General features: G+C 32.2%; 25 protein-coding genes. 5 read left to right on the top strand and 20 right to left on the bottom strand.

The window, feature by feature from the left end:
- The 4 genes from CD135_RS11245 to CD135_RS11260 form a co-directional block, all read right to left on the bottom strand.
- Window positions 1-395, bottom strand: a 395-nt coding sequence (locus tag CD135_RS11245; RefSeq protein ID WP_142382252.1) for a helix-turn-helix domain-containing protein, incomplete at its 3' end; no start/stop codon positions are given.
- 101 nt (window positions 396-496) lie between these two features.
- On the bottom strand, window positions 497-3,946 hold the full coding sequence (locus tag CD135_RS11250) for a pyruvate carboxylase (RefSeq protein ID WP_103269489.1): 3,450 nt from the start codon (window positions 3,944-3,946) through the stop codon (window positions 497-499).
- Between the two features lie 138 nt (window positions 3,947-4,084).
- A complete protein-coding gene (locus CD135_RS11255; protein WP_064204101.1) occupies window positions 4,085-5,284 on the bottom strand; it encodes an FtsW/RodA/SpoVE family cell cycle protein in 1,200 nt (399 codons plus the stop codon).
- Between the two features lie 66 nt (window positions 5,285-5,350).
- Window positions 5,351-5,626: an Fpa/YlaN family protein gene (locus CD135_RS11260; RefSeq protein ID WP_017001262.1), complete on the bottom strand. Its 276-nt coding sequence runs from the start codon at window positions 5,624-5,626 to the stop codon at window positions 5,351-5,353.
- Between the two features lie 140 nt (window positions 5,627-5,766).
- On the opposite strand from CD135_RS11260, the gene CD135_RS11265 reads away from it, so the two are divergent.
- Both CD135_RS11265 and CD135_RS11270 read left to right on the top strand, forming a co-directional pair.
- Window positions 5,767-6,249 carry a hypothetical protein gene (locus CD135_RS11265; RefSeq protein ID WP_064204102.1) on the top strand — a complete coding sequence of 161 codons (483 nt, stop codon included), beginning with the start codon at window positions 5,767-5,769 and terminating at the stop codon, window positions 6,247-6,249.
- A gap of 8 nt (window positions 6,250-6,257) precedes the next feature.
- A complete protein-coding gene (locus tag CD135_RS11270; protein WP_082892480.1) occupies window positions 6,258-6,398 on the top strand; it encodes a DUF2197 domain-containing protein in 141 nt (46 codons plus the stop codon).
- 382 nt (window positions 6,399-6,780) lie between these two features.
- On the opposite strand, the gene CD135_RS11275 is transcribed toward CD135_RS11270, so the two are convergent.
- Window positions 6,781-7,119, bottom strand: coding sequence for a YlaH-like family protein (locus CD135_RS11275; RefSeq protein ID WP_103269490.1), 339 nt, complete (start codon window positions 7,117-7,119; stop codon window positions 6,781-6,783).
- A 5-nt stretch (window positions 7,120-7,124) separates the two neighbouring features.
- Window positions 7,125-8,972, bottom strand: a complete 1,848-nt coding sequence (gene typA / locus CD135_RS11280) for a translational GTPase TypA (protein ID WP_103269491.1) — start codon at window positions 8,970-8,972, stop codon at window positions 7,125-7,127.
- Window positions 8,973-9,182: 210 nt separating this feature from the next.
- Between typA and CD135_RS11285 the strand changes: the two genes are divergently transcribed.
- Window positions 9,183-9,368, top strand: a complete 186-nt coding sequence (locus CD135_RS11285; RefSeq protein ID WP_064204105.1) for a DUF5325 family protein — start codon at window positions 9,183-9,185, stop codon at window positions 9,366-9,368.
- Between the two features lie 50 nt (window positions 9,369-9,418).
- Here CD135_RS11285 and CD135_RS11290 read toward each other — a convergent pair whose 3' ends face one another.
- Window positions 9,419-10,243: an inositol monophosphatase family protein gene (locus tag CD135_RS11290; protein WP_064204106.1), complete on the bottom strand. Its 825-nt coding sequence runs from the start codon at window positions 10,241-10,243 to the stop codon at window positions 9,419-9,421.
- 106 nt (window positions 10,244-10,349) lie between these two features.
- Here CD135_RS11290 and CD135_RS11295 point away from each other — a divergent pair, with 106 nt between their 5' ends.
- The gene (locus CD135_RS11295; RefSeq protein WP_070045691.1) at window positions 10,350-10,961 is read left to right on the top strand and encodes a YktB family protein; all 612 of its coding nucleotides are present in this window, start codon (window positions 10,350-10,352) and stop codon (window positions 10,959-10,961) included.
- A 110-nt stretch (window positions 10,962-11,071) separates the two neighbouring features.
- Here the strand turns inward: CD135_RS11295 and CD135_RS11300 are convergent, their stop codons facing one another.
- From CD135_RS11300 to CD135_RS11360, 13 genes are all read right to left on the bottom strand, one after another.
- Window positions 11,072-11,629, bottom strand: a complete 558-nt coding sequence (locus tag CD135_RS11300) for a DUF4064 domain-containing protein (protein ID WP_103269492.1) — start codon at window positions 11,627-11,629, stop codon at window positions 11,072-11,074.
- A 54-nt stretch (window positions 11,630-11,683) separates the two neighbouring features.
- The gene (locus CD135_RS11305; RefSeq protein ID WP_103269493.1) at window positions 11,684-12,667 is read right to left on the bottom strand and encodes a DUF4064 domain-containing protein; all 984 of its coding nucleotides are present in this window, start codon (window positions 12,665-12,667) and stop codon (window positions 11,684-11,686) included.
- An 81-nt stretch (window positions 12,668-12,748) separates the two neighbouring features.
- Window positions 12,749-13,822, bottom strand: a complete 1,074-nt coding sequence (locus tag CD135_RS11310; RefSeq protein WP_103269494.1) for an ABC transporter substrate-binding protein — start codon at window positions 13,820-13,822, stop codon at window positions 12,749-12,751.
- On the bottom strand, window positions 13,819-14,631 hold the full coding sequence (locus CD135_RS11315) for an ABC transporter permease (RefSeq protein ID WP_103269495.1): 813 nt from the start codon (window positions 14,629-14,631) through the stop codon (window positions 13,819-13,821). The genes CD135_RS11310 and CD135_RS11315 overlap by 4 nt, the downstream gene beginning before the upstream one ends.
- 2 nt (window positions 14,632-14,633) lie before the next feature.
- Window positions 14,634-15,437 carry an ABC transporter permease gene (locus tag CD135_RS11320; RefSeq protein ID WP_064204112.1) on the bottom strand — a complete coding sequence of 268 codons (804 nt, stop codon included), beginning with the start codon at window positions 15,435-15,437 and terminating at the stop codon, window positions 14,634-14,636.
- Window positions 15,430-16,527 (bottom strand): ABC transporter ATP-binding protein, encoded by a 1,098-nt coding sequence (locus CD135_RS11325; RefSeq protein WP_064204113.1) that lies wholly within the window; start codon window positions 16,525-16,527, stop codon window positions 15,430-15,432. Before CD135_RS11325 ends, CD135_RS11320 begins: the two co-directional genes overlap by 8 nt.
- An 11-nt stretch (window positions 16,528-16,538) precedes the next feature.
- Window positions 16,539-17,081 (bottom strand): helix-turn-helix domain-containing protein, encoded by a 543-nt coding sequence (locus CD135_RS11330; RefSeq protein ID WP_064204114.1) that lies wholly within the window; start codon window positions 17,079-17,081, stop codon window positions 16,539-16,541.
- Window positions 17,082-17,196: 115 nt separating this feature from the next.
- Window positions 17,197-17,469, bottom strand: a complete 273-nt coding sequence (locus tag CD135_RS11335) for a UPF0223 family protein (RefSeq protein ID WP_064211628.1) — start codon at window positions 17,467-17,469, stop codon at window positions 17,197-17,199.
- 65 nt (window positions 17,470-17,534) lie between these two features.
- Complete coding sequence (lpdA, locus tag CD135_RS11340; RefSeq protein WP_064204116.1) at window positions 17,535-18,941, bottom strand: dihydrolipoyl dehydrogenase; 1,407 nt, start codon at window positions 18,939-18,941, stop codon at window positions 17,535-17,537.
- 2 nt (window positions 18,942-18,943) lie between these two features.
- Window positions 18,944-20,230 (bottom strand): dihydrolipoamide acetyltransferase family protein, encoded by a 1,287-nt coding sequence (locus CD135_RS11345; protein WP_064211627.1) that lies wholly within the window; start codon window positions 20,228-20,230, stop codon window positions 18,944-18,946.
- Window positions 20,231-20,272: 42 nt separating this feature from the next.
- Window positions 20,273-21,250, bottom strand: a complete 978-nt coding sequence (locus tag CD135_RS11350) for an alpha-ketoacid dehydrogenase subunit beta (RefSeq protein ID WP_064211626.1) — start codon at window positions 21,248-21,250, stop codon at window positions 20,273-20,275.
- Between the two features lie 3 nt (window positions 21,251-21,253).
- Window positions 21,254-22,366 (bottom strand): pyruvate dehydrogenase (acetyl-transferring) E1 component subunit alpha, encoded by a 1,113-nt coding sequence (pdhA, locus tag CD135_RS11355; RefSeq protein ID WP_064204119.1) that lies wholly within the window; start codon window positions 22,364-22,366, stop codon window positions 21,254-21,256.
- A 163-nt stretch (window positions 22,367-22,529) separates the two neighbouring features.
- Window positions 22,530-23,162, bottom strand: coding sequence for a YkyA family protein (locus CD135_RS11360; RefSeq protein WP_064204120.1), 633 nt, complete (start codon window positions 23,160-23,162; stop codon window positions 22,530-22,532).
- Between the two features lie 120 nt (window positions 23,163-23,282).
- Between CD135_RS11360 and def the strand changes: the two genes are divergently transcribed.
- A complete protein-coding gene (def, locus tag CD135_RS11365) occupies window positions 23,283-23,837 on the top strand; it encodes a peptide deformylase (protein ID WP_064204134.1) in 555 nt (184 codons plus the stop codon).
- Window positions 23,838-23,981: the final 144 nt, after the last annotated feature.

The following is a 23,981-nucleotide window of genomic DNA, read 5'->3' on the forward strand; positions in this document are numbered from 1 at the left end:
TCTAAATTTGTTTTTCTTGCTTTCATCGTATACACCTCGGGTTTTGGAGAATATGTTTTGTTCTCTTTACCCATAGTATAACGTTTTATCCAGTTTCGAACAGTGCGATCTGATGGGATATTGTATTTAATAGCCAACTGTACAGGTGATATTCCCTTTTCAAAATACTCATTAATAATTTGTAATTTAAAAGATGACGGATACGAGTTATTTTTTGTTTTAGGTAACAATCCATTAACTCCATATAATTTATACCTCTGGTATTTTTCACTTAATAATCTACGATTTGTATTCAATGACAACATTTTTATAACGTTTAAGAAGCTATAACCTTGTTCATATAAATCAAAAGCTTCTAATAAAGTATTAATATCTATTTTAATATTTCTAGTCATAATAAAACTCCCTGCTAAGTTTTCACTATTTAAGTGTTTACTTAACAGGGAGCATATCAAAATTCATGGTACGTGCTTTTTATTTGTATATAAATATTTTGCTATTCAGCTTTATCTATTGTAATGATTAAATCATGCGTCTGAATACTATCTCCTGAAGAAACATAGATGTTAGAAATCGTTCCATCAAATGGTGCTTGGATTGTTGTTTCCATCTTCATCGCTTCAGTAATAATCAATGCATCACCTTGTTTAACTTCATCACCTTTGCTCACTTTTACTTCTGAAATTGTTCCAGGCATTTGCGCACCGATGTGAGATTCATTACTTAAATCTGCTTTTTGAAGAACAGCATCAGATACTTTAACATGTTCATCTTTAACATATACTTTACGTGGTTGACCGTTCAACTCATAATAAACCCAACGACGTCCATCTTCATATACGTGTCCGATAGATAATAGTTTAACGATTAATATCTTACCTTTATCAATCGTAATCTCAACAGTTTCATTCTTAGCCATTCCGAATAAGAATGTAGGCGTATCTAATAATGATAAATTACCAAAACTTTCGTAAGTCTTAATGTATTGTTCATATACTTTTGGATAAATAGCATAACTAATAAGATCTTGTTCTGTTACTTCACTTTGTTGTTTCTCTTGTAATTCTTCTCTTAGACTATCAAAGTCTACTGGTTCTAATAATTCACCCGGTCGTTTTTCGATAGGCGTTTGACCTTTTAATATAACTTTTTGTAACTCTTTATTAAAGCCGTTTACCGGTTGTCCAATTTCACCTTTAAAGAATGAAACAACAGATTCTGGGAAGTCTAATGAACGACCTCTTTTAATGACACTTTCCTCATCCAAATCGTTTTGAACCATGTACAATGCCATATCCCCTACAACTTTAGATGATGGTGTAACTTTGACAATATCTCCGAATAATAAATTAACACGCTTGTACATGTCTTTAACTTCATTGAAACGTTCACCTAATCCTAGGCTCTTCGCTTGTTGACTTAAGTTTGAATATTGTCCACCAGGCATTTCATGTTGATAAATTTCTGTATGTGGTGAACGAATGTCACTTTCAAAGTCAGAATAATAGTTTCTAACTGTATCCCAATATTGTGAAAGTCTTTCTAAACCATCAATATTCGTTCTTACATCTCTTTCATTACCACTTAAAGCATAATATAAAGAGTTCGCTGATGGTTGAGATGTTGTACCACTCATACTAGCTACTGCTGTATCTATTACATCAACACCTGCTCTTATAGCACTCTGATAAACCAATAAACCATTACCACTCGTATCATGAGTATGTAAATGTATAGGAATATCAATATGTGTTTTTAATTCACCGATTAATTCATGTGCAGCTTTTGGTTTCAATAATCCAGCCATATCTTTAATTCCTAAAATGTGTACACCTTCGCTTTGTAGTTCTTTAGCTAAATTAATGTAATAATCTAACGTATAAACGTTTGATCTTTCAGGGTTTAAGATATCACCTGTGTAACATATTGCTCCTTCAGATATTTTACCTGATTTTTGAACCGCTTCATTGGCTACTTTCATTTGATCTAACCAGTTTAGAGAATCAAATATTCTAAATACGTCGATGCCTGCATCTGCACTTTCTTTAACGAATTTTTCAATTACATTATCAGGATAGTTTTTATATCCAACAGCATTAGATGCTCTTAATAACATTTGGAAAAGAATATTAGGGATTTTTTTACGTAATCTCGTTAATCTTTCCCATGGGTTTTCTTTTAAGAAGTTATAGGCAACGTCAAATGTTGCACCGCCCCACATTTCTAATGAAAATGCATCATTTAAATATTTAGCTGTTTCTGGCGCTATTTGTAACATATCATAAGTACGCATACGCGTAGCTAATAATGACTGATGTGCGTCTCTAAAAGTAGTATCTGTTAACAATACTTCTTCTTGTTCTTTAAGCCATTTACTTACGCCTTCAGGACCGTGTTGCTCTAATATTTGTTTTGTACCTGATAAAGATGCAATTTCTTCATTAGAGATTTCTTCTAGCCTAACTTTTTCGAAGTGTGGTTTTTCACGTTTTCTAACACTTGGAAAACCATTAACCGAAATATTCCCAATGTATTGTAAAGTTTTAGTACCTCTATCTCGTGAAGGCGTAATATCAAATAACTCTGGGTTATTTTCTAAGAATTTAGTTGTATAACTACCTTTAGCAAATTTCTCATGATTTACTACATTGTATAAGAATGGGATATTTGTCTTAATACCTCTAATTCTCATCTCTTTAAGAGAACGAAGCATTTTTTCTGTTGCTTGTCTCAACGACATAGCATGTGTAGATACTTTAACGAGTAATGAGTCATAGTAAGGTGAAATTTCAGCACCTTCAAATCCATCACCAGCATCCAGTCTTACACCGAAGCCGCCACTTGAACGATACGCAATAATTTTACCAGTGTCTGGCATGAAATCATTTAATGGATCTTCAGTTGTGATACGACTTTGTATAGCATATCCTAGCGTTTTGATATCTTCTTGTTTAGGCATTTCAATTTCATCGCCAAATAAAGATTCACCAGCTGCTACTAAAATTTGTGTTTTTACAATATCAATACCAGTTATCATTTCAGTGATTGTATGCTCTACTTGTACACGTGGGTTAACTTCAATAAAGTAGTATTCATCACCTGATACAAGAAATTCAACTGTTCCCGCATTTACATACCCTATCTTTTTCATTAAATGTAGTGCTGAATTACATATACGATGTCTTAACTCGTCACTCAATGAAACTGATGGTGCTACTTCAACTACTTTTTGATGTCTACGTTGAACTGAACAATCTCTTTCGAATAAATGAACTAAATTACCATGTTCATCTCCGATAATTTGCACTTCTATATGTTTAGGTTGATCTATGTATTTTTCCACATAAACTTCACTATTCCCAAATGATTTTCCAGCTTCAGATTTAGCACGTTGGTATGCGTCTTCTAACTCACTTTCACTATTAACAATACGCATTCCTTTACCACCGCCACCTGAGATAGCTTTAATGATAATTGGAAAACCACTTTCTTTTGCAAATGCTTCTACTTCTTCAAATGATTCAACTGAACCATCTGTACCAGGAATGACTGGTAAATCTGCATCTAGTGCTGTTGCTCTCGCTTTAACCTTATCCCCAAACATATCCAAATGTTTAAGTTCTGGCCCGATAAATTTAATACCTTCCTCAGCACATCTTTTAGCAAATGTTTTATTTTCACTTAAGAAGCCGTATCCAGGATGGATAGCGTCAACTTCTGCTTTCTTTGCTACTTTAATAATTGCTTCAATATCTAAGTAACTTTCCGTCGGTCCTAGATCTTCATCAACTAAATAAGATTCATCCGCTTTATACCTATGTAAAGCTCCCAAATCTTCATTCGAATAAATTGCTACTGTTTCAATATCTAATTCTGTTGCAGCCCTAAATATTCTAATCGCAATTTCACCACGATTGGCTACTAATAATTTATTTATTTTGCTCATAATTTGAAGGCTCCCCTCAATGTATTTGAATTTTCAAAAAACGATGTATTAGTCCATTATATAAAAAAAACGCATTACATTCTACTGTAATACGCTTTTTTTATAAAATTTATTAATTAGATTGAGTAAATATGCAGTTTAGCGCCTTCTCTCAATGTTATCAATTTTGATTTGTTTAGCAGTTAATAGCAAAATTCCTATAGCTATACTTAAACTTAACATGGATGAGCCACCAAAAGTCATAAATGGTAGTGGGACACCTGTTAATGGTATAGCACCTGAAATTCCTCCTAAGTTTACAAATGTTTGTACACCAATATAACTAGATATACCAACACAAACTAATTTAAAGAAGAATGAATCAGTTAAACCTGCATATAGAAATCCTTTATATACAATAAACATTAACAAACCAATTATAAATAATACGCCTACTAAACCTAATTCTTCTGCAATAACGGCGAAGATAAAATCGGTGTGCGGTTCCGGTAAATAACCTAATTTCATAACGCCATTACCTAAACCTTTACCAAATAATCCTCCATTACCTATAGCAAGCAATGAATTAGCTAAATGGTAACCAATACCACTTTCATAATTAAATGGATTTTCCATTACATGGAACCTATCAGCTTGGTGCTGAGATAAAATACCGCCTTTAAAGACAATACTAAATACAATCAATAACACAACACCTGCTAAAATCGGACCTGACCATTTTAAAATAGCTTTTATACCTATTCCTGAATAAGCAAAGACACACAATACTATCATGCATAATAGTAAAGCTTGTCCAGTATCATTTTGTAATAATACAAGACCAATACATGTTCCAATTAAGAATAATGGCATCATCAAAGCTAATTTGAATTGCTTTAATCGATTTCTTCTCTTATCAATAATAAATGATAAGTATAAAATCATAACTACCTTTAAAATTTCAGATGCCTGCAAATTCATAAATCCTAAATTTATCCAACTTGTTGATCCGTTTATTTCTGTTCCGATTAGTAATGTTAATACTAATAAACCAAAAACACTAAAAATCATGATTTGTTGAACACGTTTATTTTTCAGTATATTTATGTGCATAAAATATGACATAAAAAATACAATTCCAAATCCAACAATACAATACATTAATTGCCTAATAAAAAAGTAATTACCTGCAACCGGTACGCCACCAGTTAATGAGCCTTTAGTTGCAGCAACCATACTCGCACTATAAACCATCACTAAACCAATGAAACATAAAATGATATACGCGATTAACAACGTAAAATCTATGTATTTAGAATAATTTTTTATGTAGCGAAAAAATCTTTTAATATAGTCCATCTACTCATTCCAATTCTAAAAAAATAAGTCTAAAGAAAGATTTCTCCTCTCTAGACTTTGTATCATTTAAGCATTTGTGAAAGCATCATGCAATTTAGATAGTTCCTTTTCTAAACTTGCCATAAGTGTCTGACCCTTTTCTCTATCAACAAGTCCAATTTGTACTGCAAAATCAACTTCCTTTTGAAGACCAAACATCTGCGTATCTAAAACTTCTTCATATAACGGGCATGAGGGCATAGTTAAGTTGTCCATTTGCACCTTAATTAACTGAAGAATCTTTTCAGAATCGTTATATAATTGGTCATATGCCTTCTGACAAATTTCTGAATCGTAATGCATGACATACTCCCCCTTAATCTTTTAGGTTCTATACTTATAAAATTTTAGCTTAGAAATCTTAAAATTGCAAGTAAAAACAGAAGGTTCATCAATATAAATGTGTTAAAATTGAATTGTGATATTGATAGGAGTGAAAAAAATTGATACAAATTAAAGGAAATTGTAAATTTAATATTACTTTAGACGCAACAACTTGGATATTTGACGATCGCAAAGTAAAAATTGAAGATTTAGAACAAGGTATATTCAATGGTGAAAAACCAATTGAATTTGAAAACAATGTAGCTTGGAACAGAGCTATTTTAGAAGGTGCTACTATGCCCCCTACTTTAAATAGTGAAACAAATTATAAAAGACAATCATTCTTAAAAGAAACTTTTGTTATTAATGCAATGCCTTTTATAAAAAATTCTGAACCAAATGAAGATGCAACAAAAGTTGTATTAAAAAATGACAAAGATTCTTTAGAAATTTCAATCGACGATTGGCCTTATCTATTTTTCCATTTCTCTAAAGAAGGAAAAATGATATATAGCGACGGTAAAATTGACGCTTTCACATATGATCAAGAAAACGGATACAAAGACAAATTTAGTTATGTCGACGAAATAGAGGTCGTATAATTTTGGTTATGAAAGTTAAATGCGTTATATGCGATGCTATAGTCAATCTTGATTCAAAATCTAAAGAAGCTAAGAGACTTAGAAATCATCCAATTCGTACGTATATGTGCGATGATTGTAAATCAAAACTAGATAAACCGAAATCATAAAATATCATTTAAGGTTTACTGTTTAAAAAATAATTCTCCTAATCCGAGTGATTTTCATTTAATGGATTAGGAGAATTTATTTTGCTGATTTTGAAAGTGCATACATACCTAGAGATGGCTCGAGCCTGTAGTCTTTCGCTCATACTATTACCCTAGGCGTCAGAACTTTACAAAATTATAGAAAATATCGCTCTAACGTGCTTGTTTAAAACCACTAGCCCGTTAGAAAATGTAACGGGCTTGTCTTAGATTTCTTGCACGTTACAATCTCTAAATTCTCCTAGATTATATTGAATTAATTTTTATCTATTTAAAAAATTTTATTTCATATAAAAAACCCCCTAATTCATTAAAATTCCAATTAACGAATTAGGGGGTAATTTTATTGTTGATTTTCTCTACTTCGCTCTTTATGAAGACGGTAGCGATATAGACCTAATACAATTGCTGCTATTATTAAGCTTTCTCCTACTGGTAAGAATACCGCAAGGAACGTCAATAATAAACAACCTAAAAACAGTAAAATATAGATAATTATGTTTTGCCAAAACTTTAATTTTCTAGCGAAGCCTAAATTATATACAATAGCGCTTAATACAAATATTGTTAATAATAAAAACCACATACCAAGTTCTGGATTTTCATCTACTCTAAATAATTTACCAAAAAATGAAAGCCTTTCTTCTGGATTAACACTTACATTTTTAGCGATAAAGAGCATCTATATCACTCCTCTTCTTGTTCAGCCATTTTCTGTCTCTTTTGAGCGCGTTCTCTTTCAGCTTTGTCTAAAATTTTCTTTCTTAAGCGAATAGATTCAGGTGTAATTTCAACTAATTCATCATCGTTCAAGTATTCTAATGCTTCTTCTAAAGTTAAAATTCTAGGTTTCTTCATTGTTGTTGTTTGTTCTTTTGTAGCAGAACGTATATTGTTAGCTGCTTTAACTTTTGTAATGTTTACAGATAAATCGTTCTCACGGTTATTCTCTCCAACAATCATACCTTCATACACTTCTGTACCAGGTTCCATGAAGTTTACGCCTCTGTCTTCTAAGTTTAAGATAGCGTAAGTACTTGCTGTACCTTTGTCGATAGATACAAGTACACCATTTCTTCTACCACCGATACGGCCTTTAATGTTTGGACGGTATGAATCGAATGTATGGTTTATAATACCGTAACCACGAGTCATAGACATAAATTCAGTTGTATAACCGATTAATCCTCTTGCAGGTACTAAAAAGATTAATTTTGTTTGTCCATTTTCGTTAGATTGCATATCTAACATTTCACCTTTACGTGAACCTAATGATTCAATAACTGAACCTGTATATTCATCAGGCGTATCGATTTGAACACGTTCATATGGTTCACATTTAACGCCATCAACTTCTTTAATAATAACTTGTGGTTTAGAAACTTGTAATTCAAATCCTTCACGGCGCATGTTTTCAATTAATATTGATAAATGTAGTTCACCACGTCCAGCTACTACCCATGCGTCTGGAGAGTCAGTTGGTGTTACACGTAATGAAACATCAGTTTCTAATTGTGTTTCTAATCTTTCTTCAATTTTACGTGCTGTTACATAAGTACCTTCTTTACCAGCAAATGGAGAGTTATTTACAGAGAATGTCATTTCTAATGTTGGCTCATCAATACGCAATACAGGTAATGGTTCTACATTATCTTGTGGTGTAACTGTCTCACCAACGTTGATGTCCTCCATCCCACTTAATGCAATTAAATCACCAGCATAAGCTTCATCAATTTCTACACGATTTAATCCAAAGAAACCGAATATTTTTGATACTCTAAAGTGTTTTATTGTACCATCAAGTTTTACTAGTGATACTTGTTGTCCAACTTTAATTGTACCTCTGAACACACGTCCGACACCAATACGTCCAACATAATCGTTATAATCTAATAATGCTACTTGGAATTGTAACGGTTCATCTCTATTATCAATTGGTGCTGGTACATAATCTAATATTGTTTCATATAGACACTGCATGTTCTCATCTTGATGATCAGCGTCTAAACTTGCAGTACCACTTATTGCTGAAGCGTATACTACAGGGAATTCTAATTGATCGTCATTCGCATCTAACTCTATAAATAAGTCTAATACTTCATCTACCACTTGTTCTGGTCTAGCTGAAGGTTTATCAATTTTATTAACAACGACAACTGGTTTTAAATTTTGTTCTAACGCTTTTTTCAATACAAATCTAGTTTGAGGCATCGTTCCCTCATAAGCGTCAACAACTAATACAACACCATCTACCATTTTCATAATACGTTCAACTTCACCACCGAAGTCTGCGTGGCCTGGTGTATCTAATATATTAATACGGTGATCTTTATATTCAATTCCCGTATTTTTCGCTAAAATTGTAATACCTCTTTCTTTCTCAATATCATTTGAATCCATTGCTCGCTCTGCTATATGTTCATTCTCACGAAATATTCCTGATTGTTTCAATAATTCATCTACTAGTGTTGTTTTCCCGTGGTCTACATGGGCTATTATTGCAATGTTACGTACATTTTCTCTTAAATTAGTCATGCAAAAAATTTTCCTCTCCAATTTAAATTTATTCGGCTTATATTTATAACTTGATAATTATAACATACATCACTAGAAAAATAACCATTATCGAACACTTTTACTCAAATTTCCATTTATTTTAGAAAAATAGATTAATTGCTGATAGTTGATTTTTCTAGAAATGTAACGCATAATATAATAATGAAAACGGTTAAAGGGTGGATATAAATGAAAAAATCTAAAGCAATTTTTGTTTTACTTGCTTTAATTGTAACATTTTTCCTTTTAGTGTTTAGTTTTGCTTTAGCAGAGGGATCTATACTCTTTATGTTGCTAGCGGTTATATTAATTATTGCAACTATGGGTTACGGTTTTACACTTAAAAAGAAATATCGCGAAAATGGATGGCTATAAATTTACCGACACAATCAAGAAAAGATGCGACTTTGTTTCGCATCTTTTTTTTAGCCATTTTTCTTAAATCTTTCCGTATGAATTTCTTCTAGTAATGCTTTATGTGGTAAGAAATATTGAGTCAATAATTCATCATGTATTTGTTTATTTCCGACCACAATTGAATTAGCTTCTAAAATATTTAAAGATTGTCCTAGCAAGTTTGTTACCACTGCCCCTACCTCTTCTGCAATAATTAATCCACCAGCAAAATCCCAAGGGTGTAATCTCATTGTTAAATAAGCACTTGTTATACCTCTTGCTACATGCACAAAGTCTAAAGCAGCTGATCCATAGGCACGTGTACTTCTAGCTTCATCTATAATTGGCATATAAATTTTAGATAACTTTTCTTTCGTCAGCCATAGAGGGTTTGTTGAAATCAAACTTGATTTCAATTCAGTATTTTCTATCTGCTTAAGTTGCTTGTCGTTTTGCCATGCCCCTTTACCTACTAATGCATGATACATTTTATCATTCATTACGTCATATACAAAACCTGCGTATTTTTTACCATCAATATATATACCTATTGAAATCGCAAAATTTTCTTTTTGATGTACAAAATTTAAAGTGCCATCTATTGGATCCATAATCCACAATACACCTTTTGTATTTTCAATATCTTTACCGTGACCTTCCTCACCTAATATAAAATGTTCAGGGTAAGTGGCTTTTATATTATTAAACAAACGCTCCTCAGTTTCTTTATCCATGTTTGTGACGAGATCGTTTGGGTTTGATTTTGTTTCTATTTCTAATTCTTCATCAATTGTTTCTCTGATGTGTCTTCCAGCTTCTTTAATAATTTGATATGCAAATTTATAAATTTCCATCACAATACCCCCTAATTTATTTTTTATATTAGCATTGTTCTTTATATATTCAAATAGAATTATGATAAAATATGTATATAGTATTACCGTTATAAGGAGGACAACTATGACTAAGTATACGTTTAAACAAAAAGATTTTAAAGTTTTTAGTGTTGAAGGCTTAGAAAATAGAATGGCTGCACTAGATGAACAAGTAAGACCGCAATTAAATGCTTTAGGGGAAAGATATAGTAAATACTTAACAGAACAAACAGGTGATGAGTTTTTCTACCACGTGGCTAAGCATGCACGTAGAACTGTTAACCCCCCTAAAGACACATGGGTTGCTTTTGCTACAAACCAACGAGGCTATAAGATGCTACCTCATTTTCAAATAGGTCTATTTGAATCACAATTATTCATCATGTTTGGTGTAATGCATGAGAATAAAGATAAAGGTTTAATGGCTGAATTCTTAAATAAAAACATAAATTTATTAGAATCATTACCAAAAGATTATTCACTATGCTTTGACCACTATAAAATTGATAAGACACCTATAAATGAACTATCCACTGATGATATAAAACATCATATCAAACGTTTAAAAGAAATTAAAAAAGCAGAATTCTTTGTAGCTAGAACTTTGGATCCACAATCCGAAATACTTAAAACTGATAAAGCATTTACAGAATTTTTAGATGAAACATTTGATGAATTAATAAAGTTTTATAGCTAATCATATTACAACTGTATATATAATAAAATCAGGTTGAGACATTATAATGTCTCAACCTGATTTCTTTTAAACTTAAGAACAACTCATTCTATATGATTATATATCAGTTATTAATAAATATATGGATCATCATCTTTTTTCTTTTTATTTTGTTGTTCATCAAATGTTTGTTGATTTTGATTAGAATTTAAATTATTTTCATTATCATTTACATCATTTTGAAAATTCACATCTTCAAATTGTTGATTAGATTTATTTTTCCTAACGAATAACATAATCGCTGCGATAATTAATAATAAGAAAGAAATAATGTTAAGAGTGAATATAGATAATAGTCCTGCAACGATAGCTAATACTCCTGATAATATTCTTTGTTTCTTAATAAAAATAATAGCTACAATTGTTAAAATTAAGCTAATAGCTAATACGATTAAACCATAATTTGATACGCTTGCAAATGTATCTAATGCTTGCTCAGCTGAAATATTTTGTGCTGTACCTCCAGCTTGTTCAACTTGCTCATTATAAGTATTTTCAAATTCTGATTTAAATTGGTTTACAAAATCCGGAGAATTTACAAGGGATTTAAAAACAAAACCAAATATTATACCTATTAATGATACTACTGCGCTAATAATCATTAAAGTATACTCTACTGTTCTTTTCATTATTTGCCTCCTAGAATTTGTCAAATATTATTATCTCAATGATATTTATAATATTCAACCCTTATTATCATTTTTATTTAGTTCTTCCGCTTCTTGTACTGCTTTTGTTTGTTTTCTTTGTTGTTCCATTCTTTTTTCATAATTTTTTCTACGTTCAATAGTGGCATTAGGTTTAACTTTTTTAGGTTTTTTCTCTTTCTTACTTACCCCTGATGTAACTTGATAATCATCGGGTTGCGTAGTTTGATAGCTATACGGATCATCTGATCTTTGACCGATTTCTCCATTTTCATCAACTGCATCAACGTCTTTTTCTTCACTTTCTGTTGCATCAGTCTCTGTTGTCTCTGTTTTTTCTTCTTCAGCAACTGGCTCTTTAAAACGTTTATTTTTTTGATGTTTTCTAGTACGAGACAATATTTCATCATTACCAGAATCTTGTGCTTCATTCTCATTAATTTCCGGTTCTGTTTCTACCTGTTTTTCTTGTCTTCTTGGTTGTACAGGTTCTTGTGGTGGTATAGGTTTTCTTTCTTCTGGTTGTTTTATCGGTTCATTGTACATCGGTTCAGGTCTTCTCATACCTTCTACTGGTAAGATTTTATCTTTTCTAATAAATAGTAGAATACTCGTAATAAAGAAGAATAACGGAACTAATACAATAAATAATGGCAGTGTTACAACTGAAAGTAATAAGAATACTAGTGCAGAGAATATTCTCCATCTCATAAGTACTAAACCTATAAATGAAAATATTAAAACGATAATCAAATAAATAATGAATAACCATATTCCATTTTGGATATTCAATGCTATCTGGCTAGATGTCAGTATTTGTCCATTAGATGTTATATTAATGTTTAATTGTTCTATCAAAGTTTCAAGTCTATTTATATTTGTAGGATTATTTAAAACGACTAAAGCTGCAAATAATGATAAAGCCGTTACGCCTAATGTAATAATCCATGCAAACCAACCGAAAAATTTCTCAGCGCCTCTTCCTACAGGCTGTCTCACATGTTCTACATATGAATTCATTATATTTTCCTCCTCTACAATGAATTGGTTTTAATTATATCAAAAAAAGGCCATTGTTTCTCACAAAGACCTTTTTAAATATTAATTTAATGACATTTTGAATTTTAAAAATGCTTCGTTGTATTTTGCTATGTTTTCTTTACCTAAATCTTTATAAACTTCTAATTTATTCCTTACTTTAGAGTCAGGATAAAATCTTTCATCTTCTCTAATATTTTTATCTAATAATTCATAAGATGCTTTATTTGGAGTAGCATAACCAACCCACTCAGCATTTTGTTTACCTACTTCTTCTTCAAGCAAGAAGTTAATAAACTTATGAGCACCTTCAACATTTTGAGCTGTTTTAGGAATAACTAAGTTATCAAACCATAAATTGGAACCTTCTTCAGGTACAACAAAATCTAATTGTTCATTTTTATTCATTATATCAGCAGCCATTCCGCTCCATACTACAGCAACATCTGTTTCATTTTGCCCCATCATGGTGTTGATTTCATCGCCAACAACACCTCTAACATTTGGTGCTAATTGAACCAATTTATCTTGTGCTTTTTGTAATTTTTTCTCATCGGTTTCATTTAGGCTTTCATTCATACTATTAAGCGCAAATCCAATACCTTCTCTTGCGCCATCAACAATTAAAACATCATCTTTAAGTCGTTTGTTCCACAATGTATCCCAACTCGTGAAATCTAAACCTTTTGTTTTTTCTGGATTATACAGTATACCTACAGTTCCCCAAAAATAAGGGATAGAATATTTATTGTCTAGGTCAAATGGTAAATCCATAAAATCTTTATCTAAATTTTTCATATTGGGAATTTTCTCATGATTAATTTGATATAATAAATGTTCTTTTTTCATTTTTTGAACAGTATATTCACTTGGTACAGTAACATCGTATGCAGTACCGCCGTTTTTGATTTTAGCCATCATCGCTTCATTCGAATCAAAAGTTTCATAAACAACTTTAATCCCTGTTTCTTGTTCAAATTTCTTAGTTAGTTCTGGATCTATATACTCGCCCCAATTATATACATAGAGTACATCTTTTTTGCCATTTGAAGGAGGAGGATCGATTAATTTTGTTGAAAGGATTAATAGTGCACCAACAAATAATGAGATGCCTAATAATTGCATTAATTGTTTCATCTCATAATTCCTCCCTTTTTACTTATCCTTTGTTGTTGACTTCTTTTTATGAAGTAATAACCTACTATGATAAACATAACTAATAAGAACAACAATGTTGAAATCGCATTAATTTCCATCGTAATACCTTTTCTCGCCATAGAATAAACTTCGACTGATAATACACTAAAGCCGCTTCCAGTTACAAAGAAACTCACTGTAAAGTCATCTAATGAATATGTTAATGCCATAAAGAATCCACCTATTGCCCCTGGTAATATATGAGGAATAATTACTTTTATAAGTGTTTGCCAAGATGTTGCACCTAAGTCTTTGGCAGCGTTAATCATGGATGGATTCATATCATATAGTTTAGGTAGAACAAGTAATACAACAATTGGTACACAAAATGCGATATGCGATATTAACACCGACCAAAAGCCTAACCCCATACCAGTAAAATGACCAATAACTGTAAATAATAATAAGAAAGAAGAACCAATAACAACGTCTGAACTTACCATAAGGATATTATTTAATGTTAATAACCCCACTTCAAGTTTCTTGTTTCTCATATAATAAATACCGATAGCACCGCAAATTCCAATCAAAGTAGAAATACTAGCTGCAAGTAATGCTACAGCTATCGTGTTAACTATAATTACAAGTAACCGTTTATTTTGAAATACTGAAGTATAGTGATCAAATGTAAAACCTTTAAAATGTGTCATATTCCCTGCACTATTAAAAGAATAAAAAATTAAAAAGAAAATAGGTAAGTATAGAAAAATCATAATAATTGTGAAATAGATTTTCCCTGATAATTTCATTTCTATACCTCCTTATTCTCTGATTTAGATTTCGTAATAATTAAAATAAAAGCCATCGCCAATATTAAAAACACTGCAATTGTAGAACCCATCCCATAGTTTTGAGTAACTAAAAATTGTTCTTGAATTGCTGTACCAAGGTTAACTACTTTATTACCTGCAATTAATCTTGTAATCATAAATAATGAAAGTGCAGGAATAAATGTGATTTGTATGCCTGTTTTAACACCTTCATAAGTTAAAGGCATAATGACCTTTCTAAAAGTTGTAATGTGATTAGCACCTAAATCTCTTGAAGCTTGAATTAGATTTTCTGGTATTTCTTCCATAGCATTAAATATAGGTAATAGCATAAATGGAATATAAATGTATACCGATACAATAATAAACGCTGTGCTCGTAAATAATAAATCAGTAGAAGGTACATGAAATATATTCAACATTTTATTTAATAATCCATCATGGCTAAAAATACCGATAAAAGCATATGTTTTTAATAATAGATTAATCCATGTTGGTAAAATGATAAGCAATAATAATATTTCTTTATGTCTAGCACTTTTTAAAGCTAACGCTAACGGATAGCTCACTAACAAACAAAAGAATGTAATCAAAATAGCATACCATACTGAACTTAAAGTCATTTTTAAATAGCTACTTGTAAAGAAATTCGTATAATTCTCTAATGAAAAATGGCCATGAATATCGAGTAAAGAAGCATAAAATATCATGGCAATTGGAACGATGATAAATAAAATAATCCAAATCATATAAGGTACGAGTAAAAATGATTTTATTTTATGCATGAACATCATCCTCGTAGCTTTCTATCCGACGATCAAATTCTTCTTCTGTTTCACCAGGTAGCATTATATGAATAGATTCAGAATCAAAATCTAATCCTACTGTTTCACCGATTACTGCCTTTTTAGTCGTTTGTATAATCCATTCGTTACCTTGTTCATCATAGCAACAAATTTCATAATGCACGCCTCTAAATAGCTGTGAGTCTACTACTGCAGATACTCTACCTTCACTTGGAGATTTGATGCTTATGTCTTCTGGGCGTATTACGACATCTACTTTAGCATCTGGCTCAAATCCAGCATCTACACATTCATAGGTAATACCATACATTTCTACTTCATAATCTCGTTTCATGATGCCACTTACGATATTAGATTCACCGATGAAATCTGCTACGAATTTATTTACCGGTTCATCGTATATATCAACTGGTGTGCCACTTTGTTCAATCTTTCCATCTTTCATTACAAAAATATAATCGCTCATTGCTAAAGCTTCTTCTTGATCATGCGTTACAAATATAAATGTAATACCTAGCCTTTGCTGTAATTCACGCAATTCATATTGCATTTCGGTACGCAGTTTTAAATCTAATGCAGATAAAGGTTCATCTAACAATATAATTTCAGGTTCATTTGCTATAGCGCGAGCAATTGCTACACGTTGTTTTTGTCCGCCACTCATTTCTGATATTTTTCTTTGTTCATATCCTTCTAGTTTCACTAATTTCAATGCTTCTATCACTTTATGTTGTATATCTTTTTTGTTTAATTTTTTTATTTTTAATCCAAAAGCTACATTTTCAAAAACATTTAAATGAGGAAACAATGCGTAATCTTGAAATACTGTATTTACTTTTCTATTATTTGCAGGAATTTGATTAATGATTTTATCATTAAAATATATGTTTCCACTTGTCGGTGTTTCAAATCCAGCAATAAGTTTTAAAATAGTTGTTTTGCCACAACCTGAAGGGCCTAATAGCGTGTAAAACCTACCTTCTTCTATTTCAAAACTAACATCGTTTAATACATGGGTATTATTAAAATTTTTATAGATGTTTTCAAACTTGATAATTGATTTTGACATTGTTTCCCCTCCTATAAATAAGATTCTGTAGCCACAATTAGTACTTCAGCATCTTTCTCAGTTTCATTGAAAAATTGATGAACTTCATGAGCTTTAAAGTAAAAACATTCACCTTTTTTAGCTTTATATTTTCTTTTCCCAATTTTCAAAGTAATGGTACCCTTTTTAACATAAGCAAAAGTTTCTGACGAAGATGGTGAGAATGATTTATATCGACACCCACCTTTAAGCGTTATAATGACTGGTTCCATTTCAAATTCATTGGAATCTGGGACTAACCAATTAATTTTGTATCCTTCATCATATTCGTCATATAAAGTTTGCTCTTTTGCGGGATAATGTATACGAGCTTGATATAGCTTTTCATTGAAAAACTCGCTTGGTTCAACACCTAATACATCTAATATATTTAAAAAAGTTTCCATAGATGGCGATGATAAATTTCTTTCTAATTGTGAGATATATCCCTTTGATAAATCTGTTCTTTCACCTAATTCTTCTTGAGTTAAGTTCTTTTGATATCTTAAATTTTTAAGTTTTTCTCCTATATTCATAAATCCCCCAAAAAAGAGTTGTATGTTTACTTTTACTAAACAATAAGTTTAGTACCTTTAATAAAATAACAGAAATTATTTTATACTTCAACACTTTTTTGGGGGATGAGAAAATTTATTTAATTGTGATACTTGTTTCAGTAGTACTATCTTTTAAAGCTTTTACTGCTTTGTATCCATCATAGCCACTCGCTTGTTTGAATTCTTTATACATGTTGTTTTCATCTGCTTTACCAGGAACAACTTTCTTAAAGTTTTTGTATGCTTGTTCAAATGATTCTCTATTAGCACTTGATTCGTAAGCATCTTCGATATGATTAAAAAATTCAACGACTTGCAATATTTCTTCTTGTGACCAATCAACATCAATTGGATAACTATATTCCATATTATTAATCTCCTTATAAAAAAAGAATCACTGCGTTAACAGTGATTCTTTAGTATTGTCAAATATTATAAAGTATGGACAGGCGTACCTAGTGCTACTTCCGCAGCTTCCATAGAAATTTCACCTAATGTTGGGTGAGCATGAATAGTTAATGAAATGTCTTCTGCAGTCATTCCACTTTCTATTGCTAATCCAAGTTCAGCAATAACATCTGAAGCATTAGCACCTGCTACTTGAGCACCTACTAATAATCCATTTTCTTTTAATGTTACTAACTTAACAAATCCATTTGTTTCGTTTAGTGCTAAAGCACGGCCATTTGCAGCAAATGGGAATTTAGAAGCTTTAACTTCTAAACCTTCTTCTTTAGCACTAGCTTCTGTATGACCTACAGTAGCTAGTTCTGGCTCAGTGAAACATACTGCTGGAATACCTAAGTAATCAACAGCTGATTTTTCACCAGAAATAGCTTCAGCAGCTACTTTAGCTTCATAACTTGCTTTATGAGCAAGTGGAGGACCAGCTACGATGTCACCAATTGCAAAGATATTTTCAACTGATGTACGAGTTTGATCGTCTACTTCAACTAGTCCGCGATCACTCATTTTCAAGCCTAATTCTTCTAGACCTAATTCGTCAGTATTTGGACGACGTCCTACAGTTACTAATACATAATCAGCTTCGATTTCTTTTGTTTCTCCACCAGCTTCATACGTAACTTTCACGCCATTATCAGTCTCTTCAGCAGATTTAGCCATTGCTTCAGTTACGATATCAACGCCTTTAGCTTTAAGACCTTTTTTAACGATTTGAGTCATTTGTTTTTCGAATCCGCCTAAGATGTCTTTTGCACCTTCAAGAATTGTAACTTCAGAACCGAAGTTAGCGAAAGCTGTACCAAGTTCAGAACCGATATATCCGCCACCAACTACAACTAATTTTTTAGGAACATCTTTAAGCGCTAATGCACCACTTGAATCGATAACACGTTCACCAAATTTGAAATTAGGAATTTCAATTGGACGAGAACCTGTTGCGATAATTGCATTTTTGAAAGTATAAGTTTGAGAAGCTTTTTCAGTCATAACTTTTAAGTTATTTTCATCTACGAAGTATGCTTCACCTTTTACAACTTCAACTTTGTTACCTTTTAATAATCCAGCAACTCCGCCAGTTAATTTATTAACTACGCCGTTTTTGAATTCTTGAACTTTGTCAAAGTTTAATGCTACTTTTTCTGCAATTACACCCATATCTTCTGAATGTTGTGCATTATGGAAACGGTGAGACGCTGATAATAAAGCTTTAGATGGAATACAACCAACGTTTAAACAAACGCCACCTAATTCGCCTTTTTCAACGATTGTTACTTTTTGTCCAAGTTGCGCTGCACGAATTGCTGCAACGTAACCACCAGGACCTGCTCCAATTACAATAGTATCTGTTTCAATAGGAAAATCTCCAACTACCATTTTTACCCCTCCATTAATAATAATTCTGGATTATTTAATAATCTCTTAATATGGTTCATTGCGTTTTGACCAGTAGCACCATCAATTTGTCTGTGGTCAAAGCTTAATGATAATGATAACACAGGTGCTGCAACAATTTCTCCATCTTTAACGATAGGTTTTTGAGCTATACGGCCAATACCTAAAATCGCTACTTCAGGGTGATTGATTACAGGAGTGAACCATTGTCCACCAGCTGAACCGATATTACTGATTGTACAAGTTGCGCCTTTCATTTCATTAGCTTGTAATTTACCATCACGTGCTTTCACAGCTAATTCGTTAATTTCATCTGAAATTTGGAACATTGATTTATGATCAGCATTTTTAACTACTGGTACTAATAAACCGCGATCAGTATCTGCAGCTATACCTATATTATAGTAATGTTTATGAACAATTTCACCATTTTCTTCATCAAATTCAGTATTTAATGCTGGGTATTTCTTAAGCGCTGATACTAATGCTTTAACAACGTATGGTAAGAATGTTAATTTAGTACCTTGTTCCGCAGCAACTTCTTTGAATTTTTTACGGTGATCCCATAGTTCTTGTACATCAATTTCATCCATTAATGTTACATGAGGAGCTGTTTGTTTAGAGTTAACCATTGCTTTTGCAATTGCTTTACGCATAGCAGGTATTTTCTCACGAGTTTCTGGGTAAGCACCTTCTGGTACTTGTGCAGTTTGTGTTGCAGTATCTTCAGTTGAAGCTGATTGAGCTTCTTCTGTTGTACCTTGTTCTGAAGTGCTTCCGCCATTTAAGTATGCTTCAACATCTTCTTTTAAGATACGTCCATTTTTACCTGAACCTGAAACTGCTTTAATATTTACATCGTTGTCACGTGCAAATTTACGAACAGAAGGCATTGCGATTACGCGTTTAGAATCGTCAACTTCTTCAGATTTTTCACTTTCTTGAGCAGATTCTTCTTTAGTTTCTTCTGCTTTTTCTTCTTGTTTAGGTTCTTCGTCGTCATCATGACCTTTGAACTGAATACCTTCAGCGTCAGGAGCATCAATTTTAACAATTGTGTCACCAACAACAGAAACAGTTCCTTCTTCGACCATAACTTCTTCTACTTTACCTGAAACAGGTGATGGAATTTCTACGACTGATTTATCATTTTGAACTTCACATAATACATCGTCTTCTTGAATTTCGTCGCCTGCTTTAACAAACCATTTTACAATTTCACCTTCGTGGATACCTTCACCGATATCTGGTAATTTAAATTCAAATGACAAGATTTTTTCCTCCTAAATATAAATCTGTATTTTTAGTACAAATTAAAATTCTAATGTTTCTTTAGCTTGTGCTACGATATCTTTTTTGTTTGGTAACCAAACACCTTCAGCTTGTGTGAATGGGTAAATAGTATCAGGAGCTGCTACACGTGCAATTGGAGCCTCTAATGATAGAACTGCTCTTTCAGAAATCTCAGCAACTACAGTAGCACCAACGCCAGCTTGTTTTTGAGCTTCTTGAACGATGATAACACGGTTAGTTTTTTCAACTGATTTTACGATTGTTTCAACATCGATAGGTTGCACAGTGATTAAGTCGATTACTTCTACTGAATAACCGTCTTTTTCTAAATCTTCTGCTGCTTTAAGAGATTCTTGAACCATTGCACCGTAAGTAACAATAGTTAAATCTGTACCTTCACGTTTTACTTTCGCTTTACCGATTTCTACTTCGTACTCTTCTTCAGGTACTTCTTCACGGAATGAACGATATAATTTCATGTGTTCTAAGTAAACGACAGGGTCGTCACTACGAATAGCTGAAATTAATAATCCTTTAGCATCATATGGGTTTGAAGGAATGATTACTTTCAAACCTGGTGATTGTGCCATTAAACCTTCTAAGTTATCTGCGTGTAATTCTGGAGTGTGAACACCTCCACCGAATGGCGCGCGGATAGTTACAGGTGCAGCTTTTGAATCACCTGAACGGAAACGGTGACGTGCAATTTGTCCAGCGATTGAGTCCATAACCTCAAATACGAAACCAAAGAATTGGATTTCCATGACAGGACGGTAACCTTCAAGCGTTAAACCTAAAGCTAAACCACCAATACCTGATTCTGCTAGTGGTGTATCAAATACACGATCTTCGCCGAATTCTTTTTGTAAACCTTCTGTAGCACGGAATACACCGCCGTTTACACCAACGTCTTCACCGAATAATAAAACATCTTCGTCTCTTTTTAATTCGTTTTGAAGCGCATTGTTAATCGCTTGAATCATTGTCATTTGTGCCATGACTTACTTCGACTCCTTCTCTTTGTAAATTTCATATTGTTCAGCCAAGTTTTGAGGCATTTCATCGTACATAATTTCCATTAAATCAGTAACTTTTTGTTTAGGCGTATTATCTGCCTCTTTAATAGCTGTTTTAATTTCTTCTTTTGCTTTTTCCATTACTTCGTTTTCTTTTTCTTCAGACCATAAGTTTTTAGCTTCAAGATATTTTCTGAAACGTACTAATGGATCTTTCTTTTCCCAATCTGAATCTTCATCAGATGTTCTGTAACGTGTTGGATCGTCACCAGCCATTGTATGTGGACCATAACGATAAGTTAATGTTTCGATTAATGTTGGACCTTCACCGTTAACAGCACGTTCACGCGCTTCTTTAGTGATTGCATAAACTGCTAAAGCATCCATTCCGTCTACTAATACGCCTGGAATACCAACTGACACTGATTTTTGAGCTAATGTCTTAGCTGCTGTTTGTTTATCACGTGGAGTTGAAATCGCGTAGTTGTTATTTTGAATTACAAAGATAGCAGGTGCTTTATAAGCAGATGCGAAGTTAATACCTTCATAGAAGTCACCTTGTGATGAACCACCGTCACCAGTATATGTGATTGCTACATTTTTCTTCCCGCGTTTTTTAAGACCTAATGCAACACCAGCTGTTTGAATAAACTGAGCACCGATGATGATTTGTGGACTTAATGCGTTCACACCTTCTGGGAATTGGTTACCAATAAAGTGTCCACGTGAGAATAAGAACGCTTTAGTTAATGGTAAACCATGCCAGATTAATTGAGGTACATCACGGTAACCTGGAAGTACATAGTCTTCTTTCTCTAATGCATAATGTGAAGCTAATTGAGAAGCTTCTTGTCCTGCTGTTGGTGCATAGAAACCTAAACGACCTTGTCTATTTAAAGAAATAGAACGTTGGTCAAGGACACGAGTCCATACCATTCTTTCCATTAATTCAACTAGTTCTTCGTCAGATAAGTCCGGTAATAAGTCATTATTTACGACATTTCCTTCTTCATCTAAAACTTGAACCATTTCAAACTTAGACTCTATTTCATTTAAAGTCGCTACTGCATCGAATTGGGCTTTTTTTCTCGGAGCCATTCAATTCACCATACCTTTCCCTATATTAAATAATCATTTCTTAATTAGTTTAACACAAAACTGTTTTACTGTTAAATAAAAAATACTTACATAATAAAAAGCCTTTGATTCAAGGCTTTTATATGTCTGTATTACAACATCATAACAACTATACTAATACATATCAATTATTTAAAATCTGTGCTACATCTTGTTTTTCTTGTTGAACTTTTTTTAATTGATTTTGATAATCTGTAACAACTTTTTCTGTTTTTTTATTTTCTTCAGTTAATTTTTCCGAACGTTCATCTGCACCTTGTTGTGTTGCTTTATCTTTCGATAAATAACCGAATAATTCTTTTTCTGCTTTTAGAACACCTTTATATCCTTTTATTACTTCTTCATGTGTTTTATATTTTTTATCTAAGATATTTTTTAAATCTTTAGCTTCTTTTATCTGTTCATCGTCTTCTATCGCTTTATAGTCTTTTTCGGATGTTTCAAATATCTCTTTTGAATCTTTCATTGCTTTATCTTCTTTATCGATTATCGCTTCACGATCATCAACGCTTTTTGTAATTTCTTCAGCAATAGACTTAAATTCATCACCTTTAGCTTTATTTAATTTTTCAATTTTAGCTACTTTTTCTTTTTCTGCTTTTGTCATTTCTTCATTTAAATCTACGATGACCTTCTCTTTTTTATTTGCTTTTTCTATTTTTTTATAAAATGATTCTAATGAATCTGTTGATTGACCACAAGCTGTTAATAACATAGTGGCTGTTAAAGTTAATGCGCCGATTTTCTTGCCAATCATATGTATTTCCTCCTTACTAATCTATGTTTATGTTACTCTGTTTTTTTTATTTATACAATTAATATTAGATGTAAATACGATGAATTTTTGATATATTTTATATGAGGAAGGTGCATGAAAATGATAACTATGGAAAATATTATACGTGACGGCCACGAAACACTTAGAAAAAAAGCCGATGAAGTAGCAATACCTGTATCTAAAGAGGATCAAGAAACTTTAAACGAAATGTTAGAATTCCTTAAAAATTCTCAAGATGAAGAACTAGCAAAAAAATATGGACTTCGCTCTGGAGTTGGTCTTGCAGCTCCTCAAATAAATGTTTCTAAAAAAATGTTAGCCGTTTATATCCAAGATGATGGAAAAGGAAATAAACTTGAACTTCAACTCATTAACCCTAAAATTGTGAGCCATAGTGTTCAAAAAGCATATTTAAACGGCGGTGAAGGTTGTTTAAGTGTTGACGAATCTATACCAGGATTAGTGCACAGAAACTTTAAAGTGACGATAGAAGCTTTTGATATTGAAGGCAATCCATTCAAAAAAAGGTTTAAAGGATATCCAGCAATTGTCCTACAACATGAAATTGACCATTTGAATGGCATAATGTTCTATGACTATATTAATGAAGAAGATCCATTTAAAGTGGTAGACGATGCTGTAGAAATTAATTAACAATACAAAAAGAGAGTCTGGGACAATTATTTATGTCCCAGACTCTTTCCTACGATTAGTCAAGTGCTTAAGTTTAAAATAGTCATCACTTAATAAGACCGTCCAATTTTATTTTTTTGAATAAGGTGTTAGACTATATGTGAT

The organism is Mammaliicoccus lentus, assembly GCF_002902755.1.
Taxonomy (GTDB): Bacteria; Bacillota; Bacilli; order Staphylococcales; family Staphylococcaceae; genus Mammaliicoccus; species Mammaliicoccus lentus.

Excerpts from the sequence above, each read along its gene's own strand:
- CD135_RS11250 (WP_103269489.1), bottom strand. The coding sequence starts at position 3,946 with ATGAGCAAAATAAATAAATTATTAGTAGCCAATCGTGGTGAAATTGCG.
- CD135_RS11255 (WP_064204101.1), bottom strand. The coding sequence starts at position 5,284 with ATGGACTATATTAAAAGATTTTTTCGCTACATAAAAAATTATTCTAAA.
- CD135_RS11260 (WP_017001262.1), bottom strand. The coding sequence starts at position 5,626 with ATGCATTACGATTCAGAAATTTGTCAGAAGGCATATGACCAATTATAT.
- CD135_RS11270 (WP_082892480.1), top strand. The coding sequence starts at position 6,258 with ATGAAAGTTAAATGCGTTATATGCGATGCTATAGTCAATCTTGATTCA.
- CD135_RS11275 (WP_103269490.1), bottom strand. The coding sequence starts at position 7,119 with ATGCTCTTTATCGCTAAAAATGTAAGTGTTAATCCAGAAGAAAGGCTT.
- typA (WP_103269491.1), bottom strand. The coding sequence starts at position 8,972 with ATGACTAATTTAAGAGAAAATGTACGTAACATTGCAATAATAGCCCAT.
- CD135_RS11285 (WP_064204105.1), top strand. The coding sequence starts at position 9,183 with ATGAAAAAATCTAAAGCAATTTTTGTTTTACTTGCTTTAATTGTAACA.
- CD135_RS11290 (WP_064204106.1), bottom strand. The coding sequence starts at position 10,243 with ATGGAAATTTATAAATTTGCATATCAAATTATTAAAGAAGCTGGAAGA.
- CD135_RS11295 (WP_070045691.1), top strand. The coding sequence starts at position 10,350 with ATGACTAAGTATACGTTTAAACAAAAAGATTTTAAAGTTTTTAGTGTT.
- CD135_RS11300 (WP_103269492.1), bottom strand. The coding sequence starts at position 11,629 with ATGAAAAGAACAGTAGAGTATACTTTAATGATTATTAGCGCAGTAGTA.
- CD135_RS11305 (WP_103269493.1), bottom strand. The coding sequence starts at position 12,667 with ATGAATTCATATGTAGAACATGTGAGACAGCCTGTAGGAAGAGGCGCT.
- CD135_RS11310 (WP_103269494.1), bottom strand. The coding sequence starts at position 13,822 with ATGAAACAATTAATGCAATTATTAGGCATCTCATTATTTGTTGGTGCA.
- CD135_RS11315 (WP_103269495.1), bottom strand. The coding sequence starts at position 14,631 with ATGAAATTATCAGGGAAAATCTATTTCACAATTATTATGATTTTTCTA.
- CD135_RS11320 (WP_064204112.1), bottom strand. The coding sequence starts at position 15,437 with ATGCATAAAATAAAATCATTTTTACTCGTACCTTATATGATTTGGATT.
- CD135_RS11325 (WP_064204113.1), bottom strand. The coding sequence starts at position 16,527 with ATGTCAAAATCAATTATCAAGTTTGAAAACATCTATAAAAATTTTAAT.
- CD135_RS11330 (WP_064204114.1), bottom strand. The coding sequence starts at position 17,081 with ATGAATATAGGAGAAAAACTTAAAAATTTAAGATATCAAAAGAACTTA.
- CD135_RS11335 (WP_064211628.1), bottom strand. The coding sequence starts at position 17,469 with ATGGAATATAGTTATCCAATTGATGTTGATTGGTCACAAGAAGAAATA.
- lpdA (WP_064204116.1), bottom strand. The coding sequence starts at position 18,941 with ATGGTAGTTGGAGATTTTCCTATTGAAACAGATACTATTGTAATTGGA.
- CD135_RS11350 (WP_064211626.1), bottom strand. The coding sequence starts at position 21,250 with ATGGCACAAATGACAATGATTCAAGCGATTAACAATGCGCTTCAAAAC.
- pdhA (WP_064204119.1), bottom strand. The coding sequence starts at position 22,366 with ATGGCTCCGAGAAAAAAAGCCCAATTCGATGCAGTAGCGACTTTAAAT.
- CD135_RS11360 (WP_064204120.1), bottom strand. The coding sequence starts at position 23,162 with ATGATTGGCAAGAAAATCGGCGCATTAACTTTAACAGCCACTATGTTA.
- def (WP_064204134.1), top strand. The coding sequence starts at position 23,283 with ATGATAACTATGGAAAATATTATACGTGACGGCCACGAAACACTTAGA.